A 19,720-nucleotide genomic window follows, 5' to 3' on the forward strand; every position below is an offset into this window, starting at 1 on the left:
TCGGGCGTGAGCGGCGGCCGGTTGTCAGTGGTGTGGTGCAGACTGGCCTGATCGGCACCACGTCAGGGAGCGCACCGTGATCGCGTCCGGGAAGGGACCGTCGTACGACACCGGAGAGACCGGCCACTGCCAGGCCCAGGTCGACCCGCTGGCCGCCCTGCGCGCACCGGACGACCCGCCCTGGGACGTGTATCTGACCGGCCCCGTCTTCCTCGACATCATCTTCACCGGGCTCGACTCCGCCCCGGTGCGCGGGACCGAGTCCTGGGCGCGCGGGATGGGGTCGAGCCCCGGCGGTGTCGCCAACATGGCCACCGCGCTGGCCCGGCTGGGGCTGAAAACATCCCTCGCGGCCGCCTTCGGCTCCGATCACTACGGCGAGTACTGCTGGGACGCCCTGGAGCAGGGCGAGGGCATCGACCTCTCGCCGTCCCGCACGGTCACCGGCTGGCACTCCCCGGTCACCGTCTCGATGGCGTACGAGGGCGAGCGCACGATGGTCTCCCACGGCCATGAGCCGCCCCCGGAGGAAGCGGCCCCGGACTGCCCGCCCCGCGCGCGTGCGGCCGTGGCCTCGCTGGTGCCGGGCAAGCGGGCCTCCTGGATCACCCAGGCCGCGGGCGAGGGCACCCGCGTCTTCGCCGACGTCGGCTGGGACGAGACCGGTGTGTGGGACCTGGCGGGCCTGGCCGACCTGGAGCACTGCGAGGCGTTCCTGCCGAACGCGGAGGAGGCCATGCGGTACACCGGCGCCTCCTGCCCCCGGGAGGCCGCCCACGCCCTCACCGCACATGTGCCGCTGGCCGTGGTCACCCTCGGCGCGGAGGGCGCGTACGCGGTGGACCGGCGCACGGGGGAGACCGCCGAGGTCCCCGCCATCGCCGTGGAGGCCCTCGACCCCACCGGCGCCGGCGACGTCTTCGTGGCCGGCTTCGTCACCGGCACGCTGGCCGGCTGGCCGCTGGCCGACCGGCTGGCTTTCGCGGGGCTCACGGCCGCGCTGTCGGTGCAGGAGTTCGGCGGGTCGCTGTCGGCGCCGGGCTGGTCCGAGATCGGGGCATGGTGGCGCAGGGTCCAGTCCGTCGAGGGACAGGACCCGACGGCCCTGCGGCGCTACGGATTCCTGGCGGACCTGGTGCCGACGGAGCAGGCGAGGCCGTGGCCGTTGCGGCGGGCGGTGCCGACCATCGGTTTCCGCCGGTCGGCCTGACGCTCGCGGCGGGCGGTTCAGGCGACCCGGTCGAGGACGGTGCTCACCTCTTCGCGGACCACGTCCCACGCTCCGGCGCGCAGCGCGCCGATCGGTGTACGCGCCAGGGCGTCGAGGGCCGGGCCGGTCTCCGTGTCGTGCTCCACGCTCTCGCAGAGCACGTCGTAGCCGTCCCGGACGGCGACCCGCAGGAGGTGTCCGTCCGTTCCGGCCGTCACCGCGACGGCGACGACGAGGGGCGGTGCGCCGCCCGGCTCGTCGGGCAGCTTGCGGTGGCCGCTGGCCAGCGGGGTGCGCCAGCGCAGGTTCAGCAGCACCGGACGCTTCGCGGTGAGTTCGGTCAGGTCGGTCTCGTAGGGGCCCTCCGCGTCCAGCACCGTGGCGCGGGCGTCCAGGACGAGCGCGGCGGGGAGAAGGCAGCGCAGGGTGCTGCCGACGATGTTCCCGCCGACCGTCGCGGCCCGGCGCACCGCCCCGGTGCCCACCCGCGAGGCCGCCCGGCGCAGTACCTCCGGGACCCGGTCGTCGACCCGGGACAGCAGCACCGCCGCCCCCAGCTCCTCGGTGCCGAGCACATTGGCCTCCGGCACCTCGCGCAGTGACATCGCCTGCTCCGGGAAGCCGTCCCGTTGCCAGACGGCCCACTGGAGCGTGGCGCCGCCGACGGGTATCGCTCCCTCGGACAGACACTGCTGGGCCTCGGACACGGACGTGGGCAGACGCAAGAACACGGCCGACCTGCTTTCCCCGGCGGGCGGCGAACCGCCCCGAACACGTGTGGCACGGACGGGGCGGATTCTGCCCATCTACGCGGGGGGAGCATGCAGGGCTCACCGCTGCACTCAGGGCGCTCTCACCGGCCGGTGCCGCGGAGGCGGGCCGCGCCCGAAAAGGCCTACGGGGTTGTCAGTCCACCGGCGTACCCTTGAAATCGCCAGGCCGCCCATGTGGCGGGCGAGTCGTTTCGAGGAGGACGAGCAAGGCCTACAGAGCCGGCCCATGACTCAGACACCCACAGCTCATACACCCGCGCAGGGGCAGGCGAGAGCACACTTCACCGTCCCCGCCCAGCACCCCATGGTGACGGTGCTGGGGTCCGGCGACTCCCTCCTGCGTGTGATCGAGAAGGCCTTCCCGGCGGCCGACATCCATGTCCGGGGCAATGAGGTCAGCGCGGTCGGCGCCGCCGCCGAAGTCGCCCTCATCCAGCGCCTGTTCGACGAGATGATGCTGGTGCTCCGCACCGGACAGCCGATGACGGAGGACGCAGTGGAACGCTCTATCGCGATGCTCAGAGCGAGTGAGAACGGCGAGGGGGACGGCCCGGAGACCCCGGCCGAGGTCCTCACCCAGAACATCCTCTCCTCGCGCGGCCGCACGATCCGCCCCAAGACCCTGAACCAGAAGCGGTACGTCGACGCGATCGACAAGCACACGATCGTCTTCGGTATCGGCCCCGCCGGCACCGGCAAGACCTACCTCGCCATGGCCAAGGCGGTGCAGGCCCTGCAGTCCAAGCAGGTCAACCGCATCATCCTGACCCGCCCGGCGGTGGAGGCGGGGGAGCGGCTGGGATTCCTGCCCGGCACGCTCTACGAGAAGATCGACCCGTACCTGCGCCCGCTGTACGACGCGCTGCACGACATGCTGGACCCGGACTCGATCCCGAGGCTCATGGCCGCCGGGACCATCGAGGTCGCGCCGCTGGCGTACATGCGTGGCCGTACGCTCAACGACGCCTTCATCATTCTCGACGAGGCCCAGAACACCTCACCCGAGCAGATGAAGATGTTCCTCACCCGCCTCGGCTTCGAGTCGAAGATCGTGATCACGGGTGACGTGACCCAGGTCGACCTGCCCAACGGCACCAAGTCGGGTCTGCGTCAGGTCCAGGACATCCTGGAGGGCCTCGACGACGTCCACTTCTCCCGCCTGTCGTCGCAGGACGTCGTACGCCACAAGCTGGTCGGCCGTATCGTCGACGCGTACGAGAAGTACGACAGCGACCACGGTACGGAGAACGGCACCCACAAGGGCGGCCGTAACAAGCGGAAGTAGACAACCCAGCACCATGTCGATCGACGTCAACAACGAGTCCGGAACCGAGGTCGACGAGCAGGCGATCCTCGACATCGCCCGCTACGCGCTCGCGCGGATGCGCATCCACCCGCTCTCCGAGCTCTCGGTGATCGTCGTGGACGCCGACGCCATGGAGCAGTTGCACATCCAGTGGATGGACCTGCCGGGGCCGACGGACGTCATGTCCTTCCCGATGGACGAGCTCCGTCCGCCGTCGAAGGACGACGACGAGCCCCCGCAGGGCCTCCTCGGCGACATCGTGCTGTGCCCCGAGGTCGCCAAGAAGCAGGGCGAGGAAGCCGAGACGCAGCACTCCATGGACGAGGAGCTCCAGCTCCTCACCGTCCACGGGGTGCTGCACCTGCTCGGCTACGACCACGAGGAGCCGGACGAGAAGGCCGAGATGTTCGGCCTCCAGGCCGCCATCGTGGACGGCTGGCGCGCGGAGAAGGGCCACACCGGCCCGTCCCCGGCCCCGACCGTGTCATGAGCCTTCCCCTCGTCTCCGGCGCGATCGCCCTGGTCGTCGTCGCATGGCTCGCCGCCTGCGCGGAGGCGGGCATCGCGCGCATGTCCAGCTTCCGTGCCGAGGAGGCCGTACGCTCCGGCCGCCGCGGCAGCGCCAAGCTCGCCCAGGTCGCCGCCGACCCGACCCGCTACCTCAATGTGGCGCTGCTGGTCCGGGTCGCCTGCGAGATGGCGGCGGCCGCCCTGGTCACGTACGCCTGCCTCCAGGAGTTCGACGGCACGACCGAGGCCCTGCTGGTCGCCATCGGCGTCATGGTCCTGGTGTCGTACGTCGCCGTCGGTGTCTCCCCGCGCACCATCGGCCGTCAGCACCCGCTGAACACGTCCACCGCGGCGGCGTACGTCCTGCTGCCGCTCGCCCGGATCATGGGCCCGATCCCGAGCCTGCTGATCCTCATCGGCAACGCGCTCACCCCCGGCAAGGGCTTCCGGCGCGGCCCCTTCGCCTCCGAGGCGGAGCTGCGTGCGCTGGTCGACCTCGCGGAGGCGGAGTCGCTGATCGAGGACGACGAGCGCCGGATGGTGCACTCGGTCTTCGAGCTCGGCGACACCCTCGTGCGCGAAGTGATGGTCCCGCGGACCGACCTCGTGGTGATCGAGCGGTACAAGACGATCCGTCAGGCCCTCACCCTCGCGCTGCGGTCCGGTTTCTCGCGGATACCGGTCAGCGGTGAGAGCGAGGACGACATCGTCGGGATCGTGTATCTGAAGGACCTGGCCCGCAAGACGCACATCAGCCGGGACGCGGAGAGCGAGCTGGTGTCGACCGCCATGCGGCCCGCCGCCTTCGTGCCCGACACCAAGAACGCCGGCGACCTGCTCCGCGAGATGCAGCAGGACCGCAACCACGTCGCCGTCGTCATCGACGAGTACGGCGGCACCGCCGGCATCGTCACCATCGAGGACATCCTCGAGGAGATCGTCGGCGAGATCACCGACGAGTACGACCGTGAACTCCCGCCGGTGGAGGAGCTGGGCGAGGACCGCTACCGGGTCACCGCGCGGCTCGACATCACCGATCTGGGGGAGCTGTACGACCTCGACGAGTACGACGACGAGGACGTGGAGACCGTCGGCGGGCTGCTGGCGAAGGCGCTGGGGCGGGTGCCGATCGCCGGGGCGTCCTCCGTGGTGGATCTGCCGGACGGGCGGGCACTGCGGTTGACGGCGGAGGCGGCGGCCGGGCGGCGGAACAAGATCGTGACCGTGCTGGTGGAGCCGGTGGAGCCGCCGAAGGAGGAGGACGAGTCGGAGTGACCCCACAGGAGCTGCGTACCTTCTGTCTCTCCTTCAACGCGGCCGTGGAGGACTTTCCCTTCTCCCCGGAGATCTCGGTCTTCAAGGTGCTGGGCAAGATGTTCGCGCTGAGCTGGATCGACGCCAGTCCGCTGAAGGTCAACCTCAAGTGCGATCCGGAGGACGCGATGCGGCTCCGGGGTGAGTACGAGGGGTTGATCGCGCCCGGGTATCACATGAACAAGCGGCACTGGAACACGGTGCGGGTCGACGGGGGGCTGCCGGACCGGCTGGTGCGGGAGCTCATCGAGGACTCCTACGACCTGGTCGTCGCCGGTCTACCGCGCGCCGAGCGGCTCCGCCTCGACCGTTCCTGAGGCCCGTCGCTTCAGTCCTGCCGCGATCAGCAGCGCCGCGGCCAGGACGACCGCCGCGTCGATCGCGATCACCGTACGGACGCCGGACAGCAGGTCGCCCGAGGTGGTCGCCAGTACGCCCAGCAGCGGGATGCCGACGGTGAGGCCGATCTGCTGGGTCGAGGTGACCAGACCGGTCGCCAGCCCCTGCTCCTCGTCGGGGACGCCGGAGGTGACCGTCAGGCCGTACGAGATGATCGCGCCGAGGTGGCACATGCTGGCCAGCGAGACGGCGGTGACGGCGAGCCAGACCGACCAGCCGCGGTCGTCCAGGCCCAGTAGCGCGGCGGTCAGCACGCCCTGGCCGGCGAGGGAGGCGACCAGGGTGCGGCGGGCGCCGAGCTGGCCGATGACCTTCGGGGCGTACGAGCCTGCCACCGCCGACAGCACGCCCTGCACACCGAAGACGAGACCCGTCTGGAAGGCGGACAGGCGCAGGACCTCCTGCAGGTACAGCGTGAGCACGAAGACGATCGTCGACATCATCGAGAAGGTGACCAGACCGCCCAGGTTGCCCCACGCGACCGTGCGGCGGCGCAACATCGGCAGGGACACCAGAGGTGCGGCCGTGCGGGACTCGACGACGGCGAAGGCCGTGAGGAGCAGGAGGCCGGCGAGCAACGTCACGATGACGTCCGGGCGGCCGAAGCCGTGGTCGGCTGCGGTCGACAGGGCGTAGATCAGGGACAGCAGACCGCCGGTGACGGTGACCGCGCCGGGCACGTCCAGGCGCGGACGCTCCGGGGTGCGGGACTCCGGCAGCAGGCTCGGGGCCAGCGGCAGGACGATCAGCGCGAACACCGTCAGCAGACCCATCGTGGAGCGCCAGCCGAGGACGTCGGTGAGGGTGCCGCCGGCCACCATGCCGACCGTGAAGCCGAGCGAGAGGAGGGTGCCGGAGATGCCGAGCGCGCGGTCACGGGCCGGGCCCTCCGGGAACGTCGTGGTCAACAGGGACATACCGGTCGGGACGATGGCCGCCGCGCCGAGGCCCTGCAGCGCGCGTCCGGCCAGGAACGACGTCGGGTCCCAGGCGAACGTCGCCAGCAGTGAGGCCGCGCCGAACAGGGCGAGGCCGGTCAGGAACAGCTTGCGCCGGCCGTACAGGTCGCCGATCCGGCCGAAGAGGAGCAGGAAGCCGCCGGACGGCAGTGCGAATGCCGTGACCGCCCACTGCAGGGCGGACTGGCTCATGCCGAGGTCCGCGCCGAGGGCGGGCAGGGCGACGTTCAGGACGGAGAAGTCGAGGCTGACCATGAACTGGGCCGCGCACAGGACGCAGAGGACGAGCTTGTCGCGTGTGGACAGCCGGGGGGTGCCGAGCGGGGTGGGGGGTGACAGGGGGTTCGTGTCGGTGTCGATCGCCATGGACAAGAGCCTGCGGGCGCCGGAATAGCCGTGGGGAGACGGAAGTTGTCCTGGTGGTGGCACCACCAGCCAGGGACCGGGGGGATGCGGACGTGCCCGAGGACATGCTCAGGACGCGACGGCGAAGCGAGCTGCGGGAGTTCCTGATGAGCCGGCGGGCCCGGGTCTCCCCGGCGGAGGCCGGACTGCCGGGCGGGGGTTCGCGGCGCCGTACGCCGGGGCTGCGGCGCGAGGAGGTCGCCGTGCTCGCCGGGGTCGGGGCGTCCTGGTACCAGTGGCTGGAGCAGGGGCGGGACATCTCGGTGTCGCCGCAGGTCATCGACTCCGTCGCGCGGGTGCTGCGGCTCAGCGGCACCGAGCGGCGGCATCTGTACGTCCTCGCCGGGCTGAATCCGCCGGTGCCCGAGGTCGAGCCCGGCAGGCGGGACATGTGCGACGGGCTGCGGCGGATGATCGACGCCTGGATGCCGTATCCGGCGCACATCATGGACCTGTACTACAACTGCGTGCTGTACAACGACGCGGCCGCGATGGTGCTCGGTATGCGGCCCGGTATCACCCAGAACTGCCTTGTCGACTTCTTCACCGATCCGATGTACCGGTCGCGGTCTCGCAGTTGGGAGCAGAACGCGCGTACCGTCGTCGCGCAGTTCCGGGCGGCGTCCTCCGCGCGGCCCGACGAGGGGTATCAGCAGGTGCTGGCGCGGGTGTCGGCGGTGAGCCCGGAGTTCGTGGCGCTGTGGGCGGAGCGGGACATCGAGGACGCCGGGCAGATCCGCAAGGAGTTGGAGCATCCGGTGGTCGGGCTGCTGTGCCTGGAGGCGAGCGTGATGAAGATGCCGGTGCGGCCCGATCTGTCGATCGTGCTGCACACGCCGTTGGATCAGGACACCGCGGCGAAGCTGGAGTGGCTGGCGTCGCCGGAGGGGCGGCGGGAGGCCATGTACCCCGTGGCGGGGTAGAGGTGGCGGTTTTACGTATCCTCACTGCATGACCGACAGCAGCGCGCTTGACCCCGATGACCGCAAGATCGTCACCCTGGCCCGTTCCGCGCGGGCGCGAAACGGTGTGCCCGAGGGGGCGGCTGTGCGGGACGAGACGGGGCGTACATATGTGGCGGGGACGGTGGGGCTCGACTCGTTGCGGTTGAGTGCGCTGCGGACCGCGGTGGCGATGGCTGTGGCGTCCGGGGCGAAGTCGTTGGAGGCGGCGGCGGTGGTGACGGACGCCGACGGCGTTCTGGCTGAGGATCTGGCTGCTGTGCGGGATCTGGGTGGGCCGGGGACGCCGGTGCTGGTGGCCGGGCCGGACGGGGTCGTGCGGCTGACTGTGTCGGCGGACTGAAGCCCCGCCCCCAGACCCCCGTCGGCCCGAAGGGCCTCGTCCTCAAACGCCGGACGGGCTGGGGAGCCCGGGGCGTCGGCTGAAATTGAACCTTGCTGTTTTCAGTCTCTCGCGTATCAATGGAATCTGTAGTTCCGACGGTCCGTCAGATTTGGATCCCGCCACCCCCCACGCGGAGCGTTCCGCACCACGCGCCGCAGGCGGGCCGTTCGGGTGTTCTCCCATCCATCCCCACATGGCAATTTCCCTATATGGGAAGGGAGTCGGAACCCCATGAGAGGCAAACGATTCAGTACGGGTGCGGCATTGGCCGTCGGGGCCCTCGCGGTCACCGGGCTCGCGTTCGCGCCCACCGCCGTCGCCGTGACCCCGGACACGGCCACGATCACCGCCGACTGCGGAATCTTCGGCAGTGGCGAGGCCACGCTCACCGCCACCCAGGACGGTACGTCCGCAACCATCACCGTCACCTCCGCGATCACCGCGCCGATCGCGCTGGCCGAGGACTCCATCACCTCCACCCTCACCCTGGTGAACGCGAGTGGCGGCACCGCCACCTTCAGCGGCACGGAGAACCCCGCGCTCGCTGCCGGTGACGCCGTCACCGTCGGTCCGCTCAATGGCACCGTGGCCTCGGGCGACAGCCTGGAGGCGTACGGCGGTTCGCTGCAGATCGTCGTCCTGGGGATCACCGTCGACTGCACGGCGACCGGGCCCCAGTCGCCCGGACCGTTCGTGTTCGACTGAGAATCTGCAACCGAACCGGCCCAACCTGCTGGTGCGGAGCGTCAGTTCACCTCGCGACACGGTGAACTGACGCTCCATCAGTTCACTGGTTCATATCCATTGACTTCTCACGCGATCCACACATCAATGCCCCCTGTCGGCGCAGAAGAGCCGCTGCGCCCGCATCCCTCAGAGGGGGCAACCAGACATGAGATCCCAAGCGCCCAGGCCCAGAAGTCGAAGACGCCGTCTCGCCGCACTGCTCGGCGCCACCGCCCTCGCGGTCACCACCGGCGGTGCGCTGGCCGGTCCGGCCCAGGCCGCCGACAACGTCGACTTCGCCACCCGCTGCATCCCGCCCGCCATCTCGGGACTCCCGCCGATCGAGGGCACCACCACCGCGATCATCACGGTGAGCGACACCACCCCCTACGTCGGCGACACCGTCGACGTGACGTACACGGTGGTCAAGCCCGCCGCGAGCAACCCCACCGCCATCGACCTGCCGGCCGACATCATGACGCCGTCCGGCAAGGCCGTCCTGGCCGGGGCGCAGAGCGGGAACGTGGCGGTCGCCGGACCGAAGAAGAACAACCCGGTACCGGGCAACGCCGCGTTCCCGTCGTTCAGCATGACCGGCAGCTTCACGGTCACCGCCCCGGGCGCCATCACGCTCTCGCCCGGTGACTACAACATCCACACCAGCTATCTGCTGGAGCTGGACACCCCCTGCACCGTCATCACCCCGCCCGCCCCGGTCTCCGTGACCATCACGGCGAGCGATGCTCCCGGACCCAACACCCGTGCCATCGCGCTCGGTTCGAGCTCCGGCAACCCCGGTGCCAGTGTCACGGTCACCGGCAGCGACTTCACCCCGGGTGCCACCGTCACCCTCGCCGGACGCGCCGGTTCCAGCCAGACCGGGGACACGGCGACCGTGACGGCGAGCGCGGCCGGTGCCATCAGTGGCTCGCTGGTCGTCAACGACAAGACGACGACCGGCATCGTGGCCTACGAAGGGAGCAGTTGGGACTCGGCCCTGGGCGCCGGACCGGTCGCCTACACCGTCATCGACGACACACCCGTCCCGGACAACGCCCAGAAACTCACCACCACGGTGCGCGGCGGAGTCCTGTCCATGACCCAGGCCGGGGACACCGTCTCGCTGTCGGCGGTCGAGTACGGCGAGGGCGGCGCCTCCACGGGCGGCCTCAACGCCGTGACCGTCAAGGACTTCCGCGGCGGTACCGCGGGCTGGTCCCTGACCGGCAAGGTCACCGACTTCACCGGTCCCGGTGTCACCATCGGTGCCGACCAGCTGAACTGGACCCCCGCCTGCGACACCAAGGCGGGCAGCCCCAGCACCTGCCAGGCCGGTTCGGCGGGCAAGGTCGGCTCGTCCGGGGCGACCCTCGCGTCGGCGCCCGCCGACACGGCGACCGGCGGTGAGTTCACCGCCAACGCCGAACTCTCCCTGAACGTACCGGCGTTCACGCCTCCGGGCTCGTACTCCGGCGTTCTCACCCTCACGCTCAGCTGACCGTACGGGCGTCCGCACCCGCCCGTCCAACCCGTCCCGTGGGGGTCCGCACCCATGCGCAAGCTGTACGTCCTCCTCCTGAGCCTGCTGCTCACCGCCCTCGCCACGCCCTCGCACGCCGCCGACAACGGGAGCTGGTCCGTCTACCCCGTGTCCGGGTCGGTGGCCGAGCGGCCGTACTTCTATCTCTTCGCCGACCCCGGGCAGACCATCGAGGACAAGGTGGTCGTCGTCAACAAGACGGCCGAGCCCATGACGTTCCGGCTGTACTCCGCCGACGCCTACAACACCGCGCGCGACGGCGGGTTCGCCGTACGCACCATGAAAGAGGAGATGCGCGGCGTGGGTGTGTGGGCGAAGCCCGCGAAGTCCCGGATCAAGGTCCCCGGGCACGGCAAGGTCACCGTCCCCTTCACACTGAAGGTGCCCGACGGCGCCGAACCCGGCGACCACCCCGGCGCGATCGTGGCACTCGACGAGCGCGTCGACCCGGGGGAGGGCTCTGTCGCGCTCGGTGTGCAGCGGGCCGTCGCCGCCCGTGTCTACCTCCGGGTCGGCGGGCCCACCCTGCCGGCGATCTCCGTCGAGGACGTCCGCGTCATCCACCACCAGCCGCTCGTACCCGGCCTCGGCGACAGCGCGGCCACGGTCTCCTACACCCTCCACAACACCGGGAATCTCACCCTGAACCCGAAGGTGGAGCTACGGGCGACGGGCCTTTTCGGCCGTACGCTGCTCGCCCGCGACCTCACGAGGATCCCCTCCGAGCTGCTGCCCGGCCAGAAGGTACGGCTGAGCGAGCCGTGGAAGGGCGCGCCGCAGCTGGACTGGGGTGATGTGACCCTGACGGCGAGCGCCAAGGACACCCGCGAGTCGGCGGGTGCCTCCTTCTTCGCGCTGCCGTGGCTGATGGCGGTGGTGCTGCTGGTGGTCGTGGCCGTGGGCGTCGTCCTGCTGATCAGGGCGCGGCGGGCACGGGCCGGATCCCGACGCCCACGGCGCGGCGCGGGCGGTCCCTCGGCAGGAGAGCCGCGGGCGGTTCGGCGGGAGCCGGCTGCCGTGTCGTCACGAGCTCCGCGACCGTGATGCGGGCGAGCGCGTACCGCTCGCCCGCATGACGTCGCTGCTCAGAGCGCGTCAGGACCGCGCTCGCCCGTCCGCACGCGTACGACGGTGTCGACCGGCAGGGCCCACACCTTGCCGTCGCCGATCTTGCCGGTGTGCGCGGCCTTCACGATCGCGTCGATCACGGCCTCGGAGTCGGCGTCGTCGACGACGACCTCGATACGGACCTTGGGCACCAGGTCGACCTGGTACTCGGCGCCGCGGTACACCTCGGTGTGGCCGCGCTGACGGCCGTAGCCACTGGCCTCGGTCACGGTCAGCCCGTGCACGCCGAGCTCCTGGAGCGCCGTCTTGACCTCGTCGAGGCGGTACGGCTTGACGATCGCGGTGATGAGCTTCATGCCTGGGGCTTGACCTTCTGAGCGGAGGGAACGACGGAGGAGCTGACCGGAGCACCGTGGCCCAGGACGCCGTGATCGTATGCCGTCTCGGCGTGCACCGTAAGGTCGAGACCGGTGTGCTCCTGCTCCTCGCCCGCCCGCAGGCCCAGCGTCCTGTCGATCAGCTTGGCGATGCCGTACGTCACCACGAAGGCGTACGTCCCCACGGCGACCACGGCCACCAGCTGCTTGCCGAGCTGGGCGAGGCCGCCGCCGTAGAGGAGGCCCTCGGTGCCGCCGGTCATCGACTCGATGGCGAAGACACCGATGAGAAGGGTGCCGATGATGCCGCCGACCAGGTGGACGCCGACGACGTCGAGGGAGTCGTCGTAGTTCAGCTTGAACTTCCAGCCCACGGCGTACGAGCAGACGACACCGGCCGCCAGGCCGACGACCAGCGCGCCGAGCAGGGAGACCGAGCCGCAGGACGGGGTGATCGCGACGAGACCGGCGACCGCGCCGGAGGCCGCGCCCAGGGTGGTGGGGTGGCCGTCGCGCTTCTGCTCCACGAAGAGCCAGCCCAGCAGACCCGTGCAGCCTGCCGCGAGGGTGTTGAGGAAGGCGGCCGCGGCCAGTCCGTTGGCGCCCAGCGCCGAGCCGGCGTTGAAGCCGAACCAGCCGAACCAGAGGAGACCCGCGCCCAGCATGACCATGGGCAGGTTGTGCGGACGCATCGCGTCCTTCTTGAAGCCGAGACGCGGGCCCAGGACCAGGCACAGGGCCAGACCGGAGGCACCGGAGGTGATCTCGACCGGGAGACCGCCCGCGAAGTCGAGGGCGCCGAGCCTGTCGAGGATCCAGCCGCCCGGGCCCCAGACCCAGTGGGCGACGGGAACGTATACGAGCAGTGCCCACACCGGGACGAAGACCAGCCACGCGCCGAACTTCGCGCGGTCCGCGACCGCGCCGCTGATCAGCGCGGCGGTGATGATCGCGAAGGTCAGCTGGAAGGTGGCGAAGAGAAGCGTGGGGACGGTGCCCTGGACGCTGTCGGGGCCGATGCCGGACATGCCGGCGTGGTCGAGGCCGCCGATGAGCCCGCCGCCGATGTCGTCACCGAAGGCGAGGGAGTAGCCCGCGGTCAGCCATACGACGGTCACCAGGGCGATCGACACGAAGCTCATCATCAGCATGTTGAGGACGCTCTTCGTGCGGACCATGCCGCCGTAGAACAGGGCGAGGCCCGGGGTCATCAGCAGGACGAGGGCGGTGGCGGCGAGCAGCCAGGCGGTGTCGCCGGTGTCGATACGCCCGGCGGCAAGGGGGGCGGCGAGAGTCACGGGGGTCTCCATCGAGGTGGGGGCTCGTCAGAGGGTCACCGGCGTGCGTTACCGGATGTGTACCGATGTGTTTCCGTCACGTTTCGTTGCGTACGGGTTACCGAGATCTCACCGTCGGGGGTGGGTGTGGACGGTTGTGCGGCGGGGCTCCGGGGATCAGGGAGAATGGGAGCCATGAGCGTTCGCAGCCAGTCATCCGAGCAGTCCGCCGAGTCCGGCCACCGTGCGGGCTTCGCCTGCTTCGTGGGCCGTCCCAACGCGGGCAAGTCCACCCTCACGAACGCTCTGGTCGGCCAGAAGGTGGCGATCACCGCCGACCAGCCGCAGACCACGCGGCACACCGTCCGGGGGATCGTGCACCGGCCGGAGGCGCAGCTGATCCTGGTGGACACGCCTGGGCTGCACAAGCCGCGCACGCTGCTGGGGCAGCGGTTGAACGACATCGTGCGGACGACGTGGGCCGAGGTCGATGTGATCGGGTTCTGCCTTCCCGCGAACGAGAAGCTCGGTCCCGGTGACCGCTTCATCGCGAAGGAGCTGGCGTCGATCAAGAAGACGCCGAAGATCGCGATCGTCACCAAGACGGACCTGGTGGACTCCAAGACGCTGGCCGAGCAGCTCATCGCCATCGACCAGCTCGGCAAGGAGCTCGGGTTCGAGTGGGCCGAGATCGTTCCTGTCTCGGCGGTCGCGGACAAGCAGGTGGATCTGCTGGCCGACCTCATCGTGCCGCTGCTGCCCGAGGGGCCGGCGCTGTATCCGGAGGGTGACCTCACGGACGAGCCCGAGCAGGTCATGATCGCGGAGTTGATCCGCGAGGCGGCCCTCGAGGGGGTCCGCGACGAGCTTCCGCACTCCATCGCGGTCGTGGTGGAGGAGATGCTTCCCCGTGAGGACCGCCCCGCCGACAAGCCCCTCCTCGACATCCACGCCTTCGTCTACATCGAGCGTCCCAGCCAGAAGGGCATCATCATCGGCCCCAAGGGCAAGCGCCTCAAGGAAGTCGGCATCAAGTCCCGCAAGCAGATCGAGGCGCTGCTCGGTACGCCGGTCTTCCTCGACCTCCACGTGAAGGTCGCGAAGGACTGGCAACGAGACCCGCGCCAGCTGCGCAAGCTGGGCTTCTAGCCGTTTCCTCGCCCCGCCGCCCCTACCCGGTCCCATCCCTGGGGGCTGCGCCCCCAGACCCCCGCTGTCGGCCCCGAAAGGGCCTCGTCCTCAAACGCCGGAGGGGCTGGGTTTCTCAGCCCCTCCGGCGTTTGTCATGTTCTGTAGTCCCACCACGCGCAGTAGTTGAAGGCGCTCGTGGGACTCCGTGCCGGGGCGGGCTGTGTACACGACCAGTTGGTGGTGGTGTTCGTGGCTGAGGAGGATCTCGCAGTCGAGTTCCAGGAGGCCGACCACCGGGTGGCGGAAGCGCTTCGTGGAGGAGCGGCGTAGGGATACCTCGTGGGCCGTCCAGAGGTGGGCGAACTCCTTGCTGGTGGAGCGGAGTTCCGCCACGAGGGCCGCTGCTTCGGGGTCGTCGGGGCGGGCCGCGGTCACCGCGCGGAGGCTTGCCACCTGGGCACGGGCCAGTGCCGGGTGGTCCTCGGGAGGGAAGAGCTCCCTCGCCGTGGGGTCGAGGAAGAAGCGGCGGGTCAGGTTGCGGTCACGGGGCGGGCGGGCGGCGGCGTCACCCGCGAGGGCCTTCGCCAGCGCGTTCTGGGCCAGGACCTCCCCGGTGTCGCTCACGACCTGCGCCGGGGTGTCGTGGAGGCGGTCCAGGATCAGCAGCAGACCCGGGCGTACATGTGACGACGTCGGCTCCCTGCGTGGTGGCTCCTCGCCCGCCAGGTGGAAGAGGTGGTCCCGTTCGTCGTCCGTCAGGCGCAGCGCACGGGCCAGTGCCGTCAGCATCTGGCGGGACGGCCGCGGGCCTCTGCGCTGTTCGAGGCGCGTGTAGTAGTCCACCGACATGCCGGTCAGCGAGGCCACCTCCTCCCGGCGCAGGCCCTGGATGCGGCGGCGGGCGCCCGGTGCCAGCCCCACGTCCGACGGCTCCAGTCGGGCACGGCCACGGCGCAGGAAGTCGGCGAGTTCGGCTCGGTTCACCCCTTCAGGCTGCGGCAACCCGCCCGGCTTATCCAGGGACTGGCGGTCCCCCGATCGGGAGGTCTCTCCCGGCCGGCCCGGCCCCGGCAGAGGCTGGTCACCGACCGAGAGGAGCACATGATGCTGACGTTGGTGACGGGTACGACAGGACAGGTCGGCCGGCGGTTCGTGCCCAGGCTGCTGGCGCAGACCCGGCCCGGGGAGCGGGTGCGGGTGCTGGTGAGGGACGCGGAACGGGCGGAGCGGTTCGCCGGGTCGGGCGCCGAGGTCGTGGTCGGGGACCTGCGGGACGGCGAGGTGCTCGGCAAGGCGGTCGCCGGGGTGGACGCGGTCGTCAACATCGCGGCCTCCTTCCGCGGGGTCCCGGACGACGAGGCCCGGGCCGTCAACCGGGACGCCGCCGTCGCACTGGGCCGTGCCGCGCTCGCCGCCGGCGTACAGCGCTTCGTACAGGTCAGCACCGGGCTCGTGTACGGACTCGGACGCGGCCGCCCGCTGACCGAGGAGGACGAGATCCGGCCCGGCGGCGAGATGTGGGGCGCCTACACCGAGTCGAAGGTGGCGGCCGAACGGGAACTGCTCGCCCTGGAGGGCCTGGACGTGCGGGTCGGCCGACTCGTCTTCGTCTACGGCGAGGGCGATCCCCACCTGGCCCAGTCCCTGATGTGGGCCCGGAACTGGGCGTCGGTCCAGCGGTTGCAGATGGTCCATCACGCGGATGTCGCCCAGGGCCTGCTGCGTCTCCTGCACGCGCCGGGGGTCGCCGGCCGGATCTACAACATCTCCGACGACGCCCCCGTCACGGCACTCGAACTGCACGAGCTCAACGGCGTCGAGGTCCCCGCCGAACTCCACGACCGCACGGATCCCGACCCGTGGCTCGGGATCACCTCCACCGAGCGCATCCGCCGGGAGCTCGGCTTCCGCCCGCTGTACCCCAGCGTCTGGTCGGCCCGGGACGCCGGCGCCCTCTGACCGGCCTGGTCCGGCCCTAGTCCACCCCTCTGATCCGCCCCACCAGCAGCGCCCCCGCCAGACCGAGCACCGCGGCCACCAGATACAGCACCCGGTATCCGCCCAGGTGCGTCACGATCGGTGCGGCGAGGGCGGGGGCGGCGACCTGGGGGAGGGCGTTGGCCACGTTGATGACGCCGAGGTCCTTGCCGCGGTCCCCCGCCTTCGGGAGTACGTCCGTCATCAGCGCGAAGTCGACCGACATGAACACCCCGAGGCCCACGCCCAGCAGCGCCGCCACGACGATCGCGCTCGGCCAGGTCTGCCACACGGACAGCAGGGCCGTGGCCGCCGCCATCAGCACCCCGGACCAGCGCACGAACGGCTTGCGACGGCCCGACCGGTCCGACCGGACGCCGCCCACCACGACCGTGGCCAGCAGCGTCACGCTGTTCACCGCGGTCAGGATCAGCACGCCCTGCTCGGGGTCGTCGTGGTGCAGACGGTCCCGCAGGTAGTAGAGGAGGTAGAGGATCACCAGCGCGTTGCTGAGGTTGATCAGGAAGCGGGTCAGCCAGGCCCAGCCGAAGTCCGGGTAGCGGCGCGGGCTCAGCCAGAACCCTCGGAGGAAGGTCTTCGCGGACCACGCCGGGCGGTCCGTCACCGGCAGCCGCAGATCCTCGTACCGGAGCACGTACGGCAGCACGCCCGCCAGCGTGAACACCGCACAGGCCACGTACCCCGCCGCGATGCCGCCCGCCGCCGTCGCCAGCCCCGTACCGGCGACCGCCCCGAGGATCTGCGCCGCCCCCAGCCAGCCGCCCACCGCACCCCGCTGCAACCGCGGCACCCGGTCCGGCACCGCCGCGGTCACCGCCGCGAAGGCCGCGTTGAGGGTCAGCTGGACCAGGCACCAGCCGAGCATCATCAGCCACAGCCCGCCCGCCCCCGCGAGCAGCAGCAGCGACAGCGCGCCGCCCGCCGCACCGGCCACGATCCACGGTGTACGGCGGCCCCGGCGGGCCGTGGTGCGGTCCGACAGCGCGCCGAAGAACGGGTTGGCGGCCAGTGACACCACCGCGCCGACGCCGGTCACCCATGCCAGCAGCGTCTCCTTCGACATCCCGGCGCCGGGCGCGAAGTCCTCCGCCTGCCGGGCCAGCAGGATCTGGAGCGGGCCGTACCAGCCCACCCAGATCGCCACGTTGGCCAGCGAGAGCGCCGTCGTCCAGCCCCGGCCGACCCGGTCGACCGGGTCGGTGAGGGCCGTGGTCATCTCTGGGCCCGGAGCAGCTCCTGGAACCAGCCGTACGAGTCCTTGGGTGTCCGTTCCTGGGTGTCGAGGTTCACGTGCACGAGCCCGAACTGCTGGGCGTAGCCCTCGGCCCACTCGAAGTTGTCCATCAACGACCACACGAAGTAGCCGCGTACGTCCACACCCGCCTCGACCGCCCGGTGCAGTGCGCGGAGATGACCGTCCAGGTAGTCGATCCTGGCCCGGTCGTGGATCCCCTCGTACGAGCAGCCGTTCTCGGTGATGACGACGGGCGGGAGGCGGTCGCCGTAGCGCTCACGGAAGCCGGTGAGGAGTTCCGTCAGCGCCTCGGGCACCACCGGCCAGCCGAAGTCGGTCACCGGGACGTCCTCGATCTCCCGCACGGAGAAGGGGAGTTCGGCCGGGATCGTCAGGCCCCCGAACTCGATGTCCGCGCCCTGCGGGGCGCCCACCCTGGTCGGTGCGTAGAAGTTGATGCCGTAGAAGTCCAGCGGCTCCCCGATGACCTTCAGGTCGGCCGCCACGTCACCCGGCATCAACTCGTCCAGTCCGGCGGGGTATTCGCCCAGCAGGACCGGGTCCGCGAACAGGCGGTTGAGCAGTACGTCGTAGAAGTCCGCCGCCTCCACGTCGGCGGCCTCCTGGGAGGCCGGCCACGTCGGCCCGTGCGAGTTGGCGATGCCGATGTCCGTGGCGCCGGCCGCGCGCAGGGCCTGGACGCCCAGTCCGTGGGCCAGCAGCAGATGGTGGGCGACCGGCAGCGCGTCGAACATCAGCTGCTTGCCGGGTGCGTGGGCGCCCAACGCGTGCCCGAACAGGGTGTGTTCGGCGGGCTCGTTGATGGTGATCCACTTCTTGACTCGGTCGCCGAGCCGCTCGGCGACGACCGAGACGTACTCCGCGTACCGCGTCGCCGTGTCCCGCTCCAGCCAGTCCAGCGTGACCGGCAGATCCCAGTGGAAGAGGGTCGGGACCGGTCGTACGCCCGCCGCGCACAGCTCGTCGACCAGCCGGTCGTAGAAGTCCAGGCCGCCCTCGGCACGGACTCGCGGCCAGGAGATCGAGAAGCGGTACGCGTCCACTCCCAGGCCGGCCAGGAGCGCCACGTCCTCGCGGTAGCGGTGGTAGTGGTCGACGGCCACCGCCGCCGTGGAGCCGTCCTTCACCCGTCCCGGCTCGGCCGTGAAGGCGTCCCACACGGAGGGCTCGCGCAGTTCCGCCGCGCCCTCGATCTGATGGGCCGAGGTCGAGACGCCCCACAGGAAGCCGGCCGGGAACTGGGGTATCGGGTGCTCTTGATTCGCCATGCGCCGGATCATCCGTACCGCTGGTAACGGAAGTCAACGGGCGGGCGTGAAGAAGGGGTTACGCACCTTCCGTCACGCCCCTGCCCTCACGCCCCTTCCTTCAGGACCCGTGAGATCAGCTTGCGCTGCTCCTCGGTCAGCCGTGGGTCGGCGGCGTACACCGTCCTGCCGTCCACGGTGATCTCGTAGGCGAAGCCGTCGGGCACGCCGACGGGTGGCGTGCCCCGGCCGCCGGCGAGCGCCTTCTCGGCCAGGGTGTGCCACTCGTGGGCGTCGGGCCGGCCCGAGGTGTCCACCTCGGCATGACGCTCGATGCCCGCGAATCCACCGGTACGCCTCACTCGAATACGCATGGGACCGTGTCTAGTACGGAACTACGCCGTGCGCACCCCGACCTGCTCCCACGCCTTCAGTACCGCCTGGAGCTCCTCGCCGTCCTTGTAGCGGTCCTTGGCCGCCTCGACCGTCAGGGCGGCGAAGTCCGTGAAGAGGGCGTCCTTCTTCAGCCGGCCGCCGGTCAGGACGTCGTACCAGATCTGTCCGGCCCGTTCCCAGGCGTGGCCGCCGAGGGTGGTGGCGGCGAGGTAGAACGCGTGGTTGGGGATGCCGGAGTTGATGTGGACGCCGCCGTTGTCGCGGCCGGTGCGGACGAAGTCGTCCATGGTCGCGGGCTGCGGGTCCTTGCCGAGGACGTCGTCGTCGTACGCCGTGCCCGGGGCCTTCATGGAGCGCAGGGCGGAGCCGGTGACGCGCGGGGCGAGAAGGCCCGCGCCGATGAGCCAGTCGGCCTCGGCGGCGGTCTGGCCGAGGGTGTGCTGCTTGATGAGGGAGCCGAAGACGTCGGACATCGACTCGTT

General features: G+C 70.7%; 21 protein-coding genes. 12 read left to right on the forward strand and 9 right to left on the reverse strand.

What is annotated here, in order from left to right:
* Positions 1 to 76: 76 nt before the first annotated feature.
* Complete coding sequence (locus ACWD3I_RS02835) at positions 77 to 1,210, forward strand: carbohydrate kinase family protein (RefSeq protein ID WP_451084016.1); 1,134 nt, start codon at positions 77 to 79, stop codon at positions 1,208 to 1,210.
* A 17-nt stretch (positions 1,211 to 1,227) separates the two neighbouring features.
* Here the strand turns inward: ACWD3I_RS02835 and ACWD3I_RS02840 are convergent, their stop codons facing one another.
* Positions 1,228 to 1,941 carry an FAD binding domain-containing protein gene (locus ACWD3I_RS02840; protein ID WP_365410239.1) on the reverse strand — a complete coding sequence of 238 codons (714 nt, stop codon included), beginning with the start codon at positions 1,939 to 1,941 and terminating at the stop codon, positions 1,228 to 1,230.
* A 268-nt stretch (positions 1,942 to 2,209) separates the two neighbouring features.
* Between ACWD3I_RS02840 and ACWD3I_RS02845 the strand changes: the two genes are divergently transcribed.
* From ACWD3I_RS02845 to ACWD3I_RS02860, 4 genes are read left to right on the forward strand one after another with little or no spacing between them, the layout of a single operon-like run.
* Positions 2,210 to 3,268 carry a PhoH family protein gene (locus ACWD3I_RS02845; RefSeq protein WP_266892566.1) on the forward strand — a complete coding sequence of 353 codons (1,059 nt, stop codon included), beginning with the start codon at positions 2,210 to 2,212 and terminating at the stop codon, positions 3,266 to 3,268.
* 13 nt (positions 3,269 to 3,281) lie between these two features.
* Positions 3,282 to 3,779: an rRNA maturation RNase YbeY gene (ybeY, locus tag ACWD3I_RS02850; RefSeq protein WP_046262733.1), complete on the forward strand. Its 498-nt coding sequence runs from the start codon at positions 3,282 to 3,284 to the stop codon at positions 3,777 to 3,779.
* Positions 3,776 to 5,074, forward strand: coding sequence for a hemolysin family protein (locus tag ACWD3I_RS02855; RefSeq protein WP_365410235.1), 1,299 nt, complete (start codon positions 3,776 to 3,778; stop codon positions 5,072 to 5,074). The genes ybeY and ACWD3I_RS02855 overlap by 4 nt, the downstream gene beginning before the upstream one ends.
* On the forward strand, positions 5,071 to 5,430 hold the full coding sequence (locus ACWD3I_RS02860) for an MmcQ/YjbR family DNA-binding protein (protein ID WP_365410233.1): 360 nt from the start codon (positions 5,071 to 5,073) through the stop codon (positions 5,428 to 5,430). The genes ACWD3I_RS02855 and ACWD3I_RS02860 overlap by 4 nt, the downstream gene beginning before the upstream one ends.
* On the opposite strand, the gene ACWD3I_RS02865 is transcribed toward ACWD3I_RS02860, so the two are convergent.
* Positions 5,392 to 6,837, reverse strand: a complete 1,446-nt coding sequence (locus ACWD3I_RS02865; protein WP_365410230.1) for an MFS transporter — start codon at positions 6,835 to 6,837, stop codon at positions 5,392 to 5,394. The two genes, ACWD3I_RS02860 and ACWD3I_RS02865, sit on opposite strands and share 39 nt — an antisense overlap.
* 104 nt (positions 6,838 to 6,941) lie before the next feature.
* On the opposite strand from ACWD3I_RS02865, the gene ACWD3I_RS02870 reads away from it, so the two are divergent.
* The 5 genes from ACWD3I_RS02870 (at position 6,942) to ACWD3I_RS02890 (ending at position 11,533) form a co-directional block, all read left to right on the forward strand.
* Positions 6,942 to 7,799 (forward strand): helix-turn-helix transcriptional regulator, encoded by an 858-nt coding sequence (locus tag ACWD3I_RS02870; protein WP_365410279.1) that lies wholly within the window; start codon positions 6,942 to 6,944, stop codon positions 7,797 to 7,799.
* Between the two features lie 28 nt (positions 7,800 to 7,827).
* The gene (locus ACWD3I_RS02875) at positions 7,828 to 8,181 is read left to right on the forward strand and encodes a cytidine/deoxycytidylate deaminase family protein (protein ID WP_266892576.1); all 354 of its coding nucleotides are present in this window, start codon (positions 7,828 to 7,830) and stop codon (positions 8,179 to 8,181) included.
* Between the two features lie 273 nt (positions 8,182 to 8,454).
* Positions 8,455 to 8,928, forward strand: a complete 474-nt coding sequence (locus ACWD3I_RS02880) for a hypothetical protein (protein ID WP_365410227.1) — start codon at positions 8,455 to 8,457, stop codon at positions 8,926 to 8,928.
* Positions 8,929 to 9,115: 187 nt separating this feature from the next.
* The gene (locus ACWD3I_RS02885; RefSeq protein ID WP_365410225.1) at positions 9,116 to 10,447 is read left to right on the forward strand and encodes a beta-xylosidase; all 1,332 of its coding nucleotides are present in this window, start codon (positions 9,116 to 9,118) and stop codon (positions 10,445 to 10,447) included.
* Between the two features lie 54 nt (positions 10,448 to 10,501).
* Positions 10,502 to 11,533 (forward strand): WxL protein peptidoglycan domain-containing protein, encoded by a 1,032-nt coding sequence (locus ACWD3I_RS02890; RefSeq protein ID WP_365410222.1) that lies wholly within the window; start codon positions 10,502 to 10,504, stop codon positions 11,531 to 11,533.
* A 41-nt stretch (positions 11,534 to 11,574) separates the two neighbouring features.
* On the opposite strand, the gene ACWD3I_RS02895 is transcribed toward ACWD3I_RS02890, so the two are convergent.
* Together ACWD3I_RS02895 and ACWD3I_RS02900 are read right to left on the reverse strand one after the other, a co-directional pair.
* Positions 11,575 to 11,913, reverse strand: a complete 339-nt coding sequence (locus ACWD3I_RS02895) for a P-II family nitrogen regulator (protein WP_171146372.1) — start codon at positions 11,911 to 11,913, stop codon at positions 11,575 to 11,577.
* Positions 11,910 to 13,244, reverse strand: a complete 1,335-nt coding sequence (locus tag ACWD3I_RS02900; protein ID WP_365410218.1) for an ammonium transporter — start codon at positions 13,242 to 13,244, stop codon at positions 11,910 to 11,912. Before ACWD3I_RS02900 ends, ACWD3I_RS02895 begins: the two co-directional genes overlap by 4 nt.
* A 153-nt stretch (positions 13,245 to 13,397) precedes the next feature.
* Between ACWD3I_RS02900 and era the strand changes: the two genes are divergently transcribed.
* Positions 13,398 to 14,360 carry a GTPase Era gene (era, locus tag ACWD3I_RS02905; protein ID WP_365410216.1) on the forward strand — a complete coding sequence of 321 codons (963 nt, stop codon included), beginning with the start codon at positions 13,398 to 13,400 and terminating at the stop codon, positions 14,358 to 14,360.
* 90 nt (positions 14,361 to 14,450) lie between these two features.
* On the opposite strand, the gene ACWD3I_RS02910 is transcribed toward era, so the two are convergent.
* Positions 14,451 to 15,326 (reverse strand): helix-turn-helix transcriptional regulator, encoded by an 876-nt coding sequence (locus ACWD3I_RS02910; RefSeq protein WP_365413965.1) that lies wholly within the window; start codon positions 15,324 to 15,326, stop codon positions 14,451 to 14,453.
* A gap of 120 nt (positions 15,327 to 15,446) precedes the next feature.
* On the opposite strand from ACWD3I_RS02910, the gene ACWD3I_RS02915 reads away from it, so the two are divergent.
* Positions 15,447 to 16,301, forward strand: coding sequence for an NAD-dependent epimerase/dehydratase family protein (locus ACWD3I_RS02915; RefSeq protein WP_365413963.1), 855 nt, complete (start codon positions 15,447 to 15,449; stop codon positions 16,299 to 16,301).
* 16 nt (positions 16,302 to 16,317) lie between these two features.
* Here the strand turns inward: ACWD3I_RS02915 and ACWD3I_RS02920 are convergent, their stop codons facing one another.
* The 4 genes from ACWD3I_RS02920 to ACWD3I_RS02935 all read right to left on the reverse strand — a co-directional run.
* Positions 16,318 to 17,556, reverse strand: a complete 1,239-nt coding sequence (locus tag ACWD3I_RS02920) for an MFS transporter (protein WP_365413961.1) — start codon at positions 17,554 to 17,556, stop codon at positions 16,318 to 16,320.
* Complete coding sequence (locus tag ACWD3I_RS02925; protein WP_365413959.1) at positions 17,553 to 18,875, reverse strand: GH1 family beta-glucosidase; 1,323 nt, start codon at positions 18,873 to 18,875, stop codon at positions 17,553 to 17,555. Before ACWD3I_RS02925 ends, ACWD3I_RS02920 begins: the two co-directional genes overlap by 4 nt.
* Before the next feature lie 74 nt (positions 18,876 to 18,949).
* Entirely contained in the window at positions 18,950 to 19,216 is a 267-nt protein-coding gene (locus tag ACWD3I_RS02930) for a protealysin inhibitor emfourin (protein WP_365413957.1), read from the reverse strand.
* A gap of 21 nt (positions 19,217 to 19,237) precedes the next feature.
* Positions 19,238 to 19,720 (reverse strand): peptidase M4 family protein (locus tag ACWD3I_RS02935; protein ID WP_451084017.1); only part of this gene is annotated, 483 nt, incomplete at its 5' end.

Source organism: Streptomyces sp. NPDC002817 (assembly GCF_053592055.1).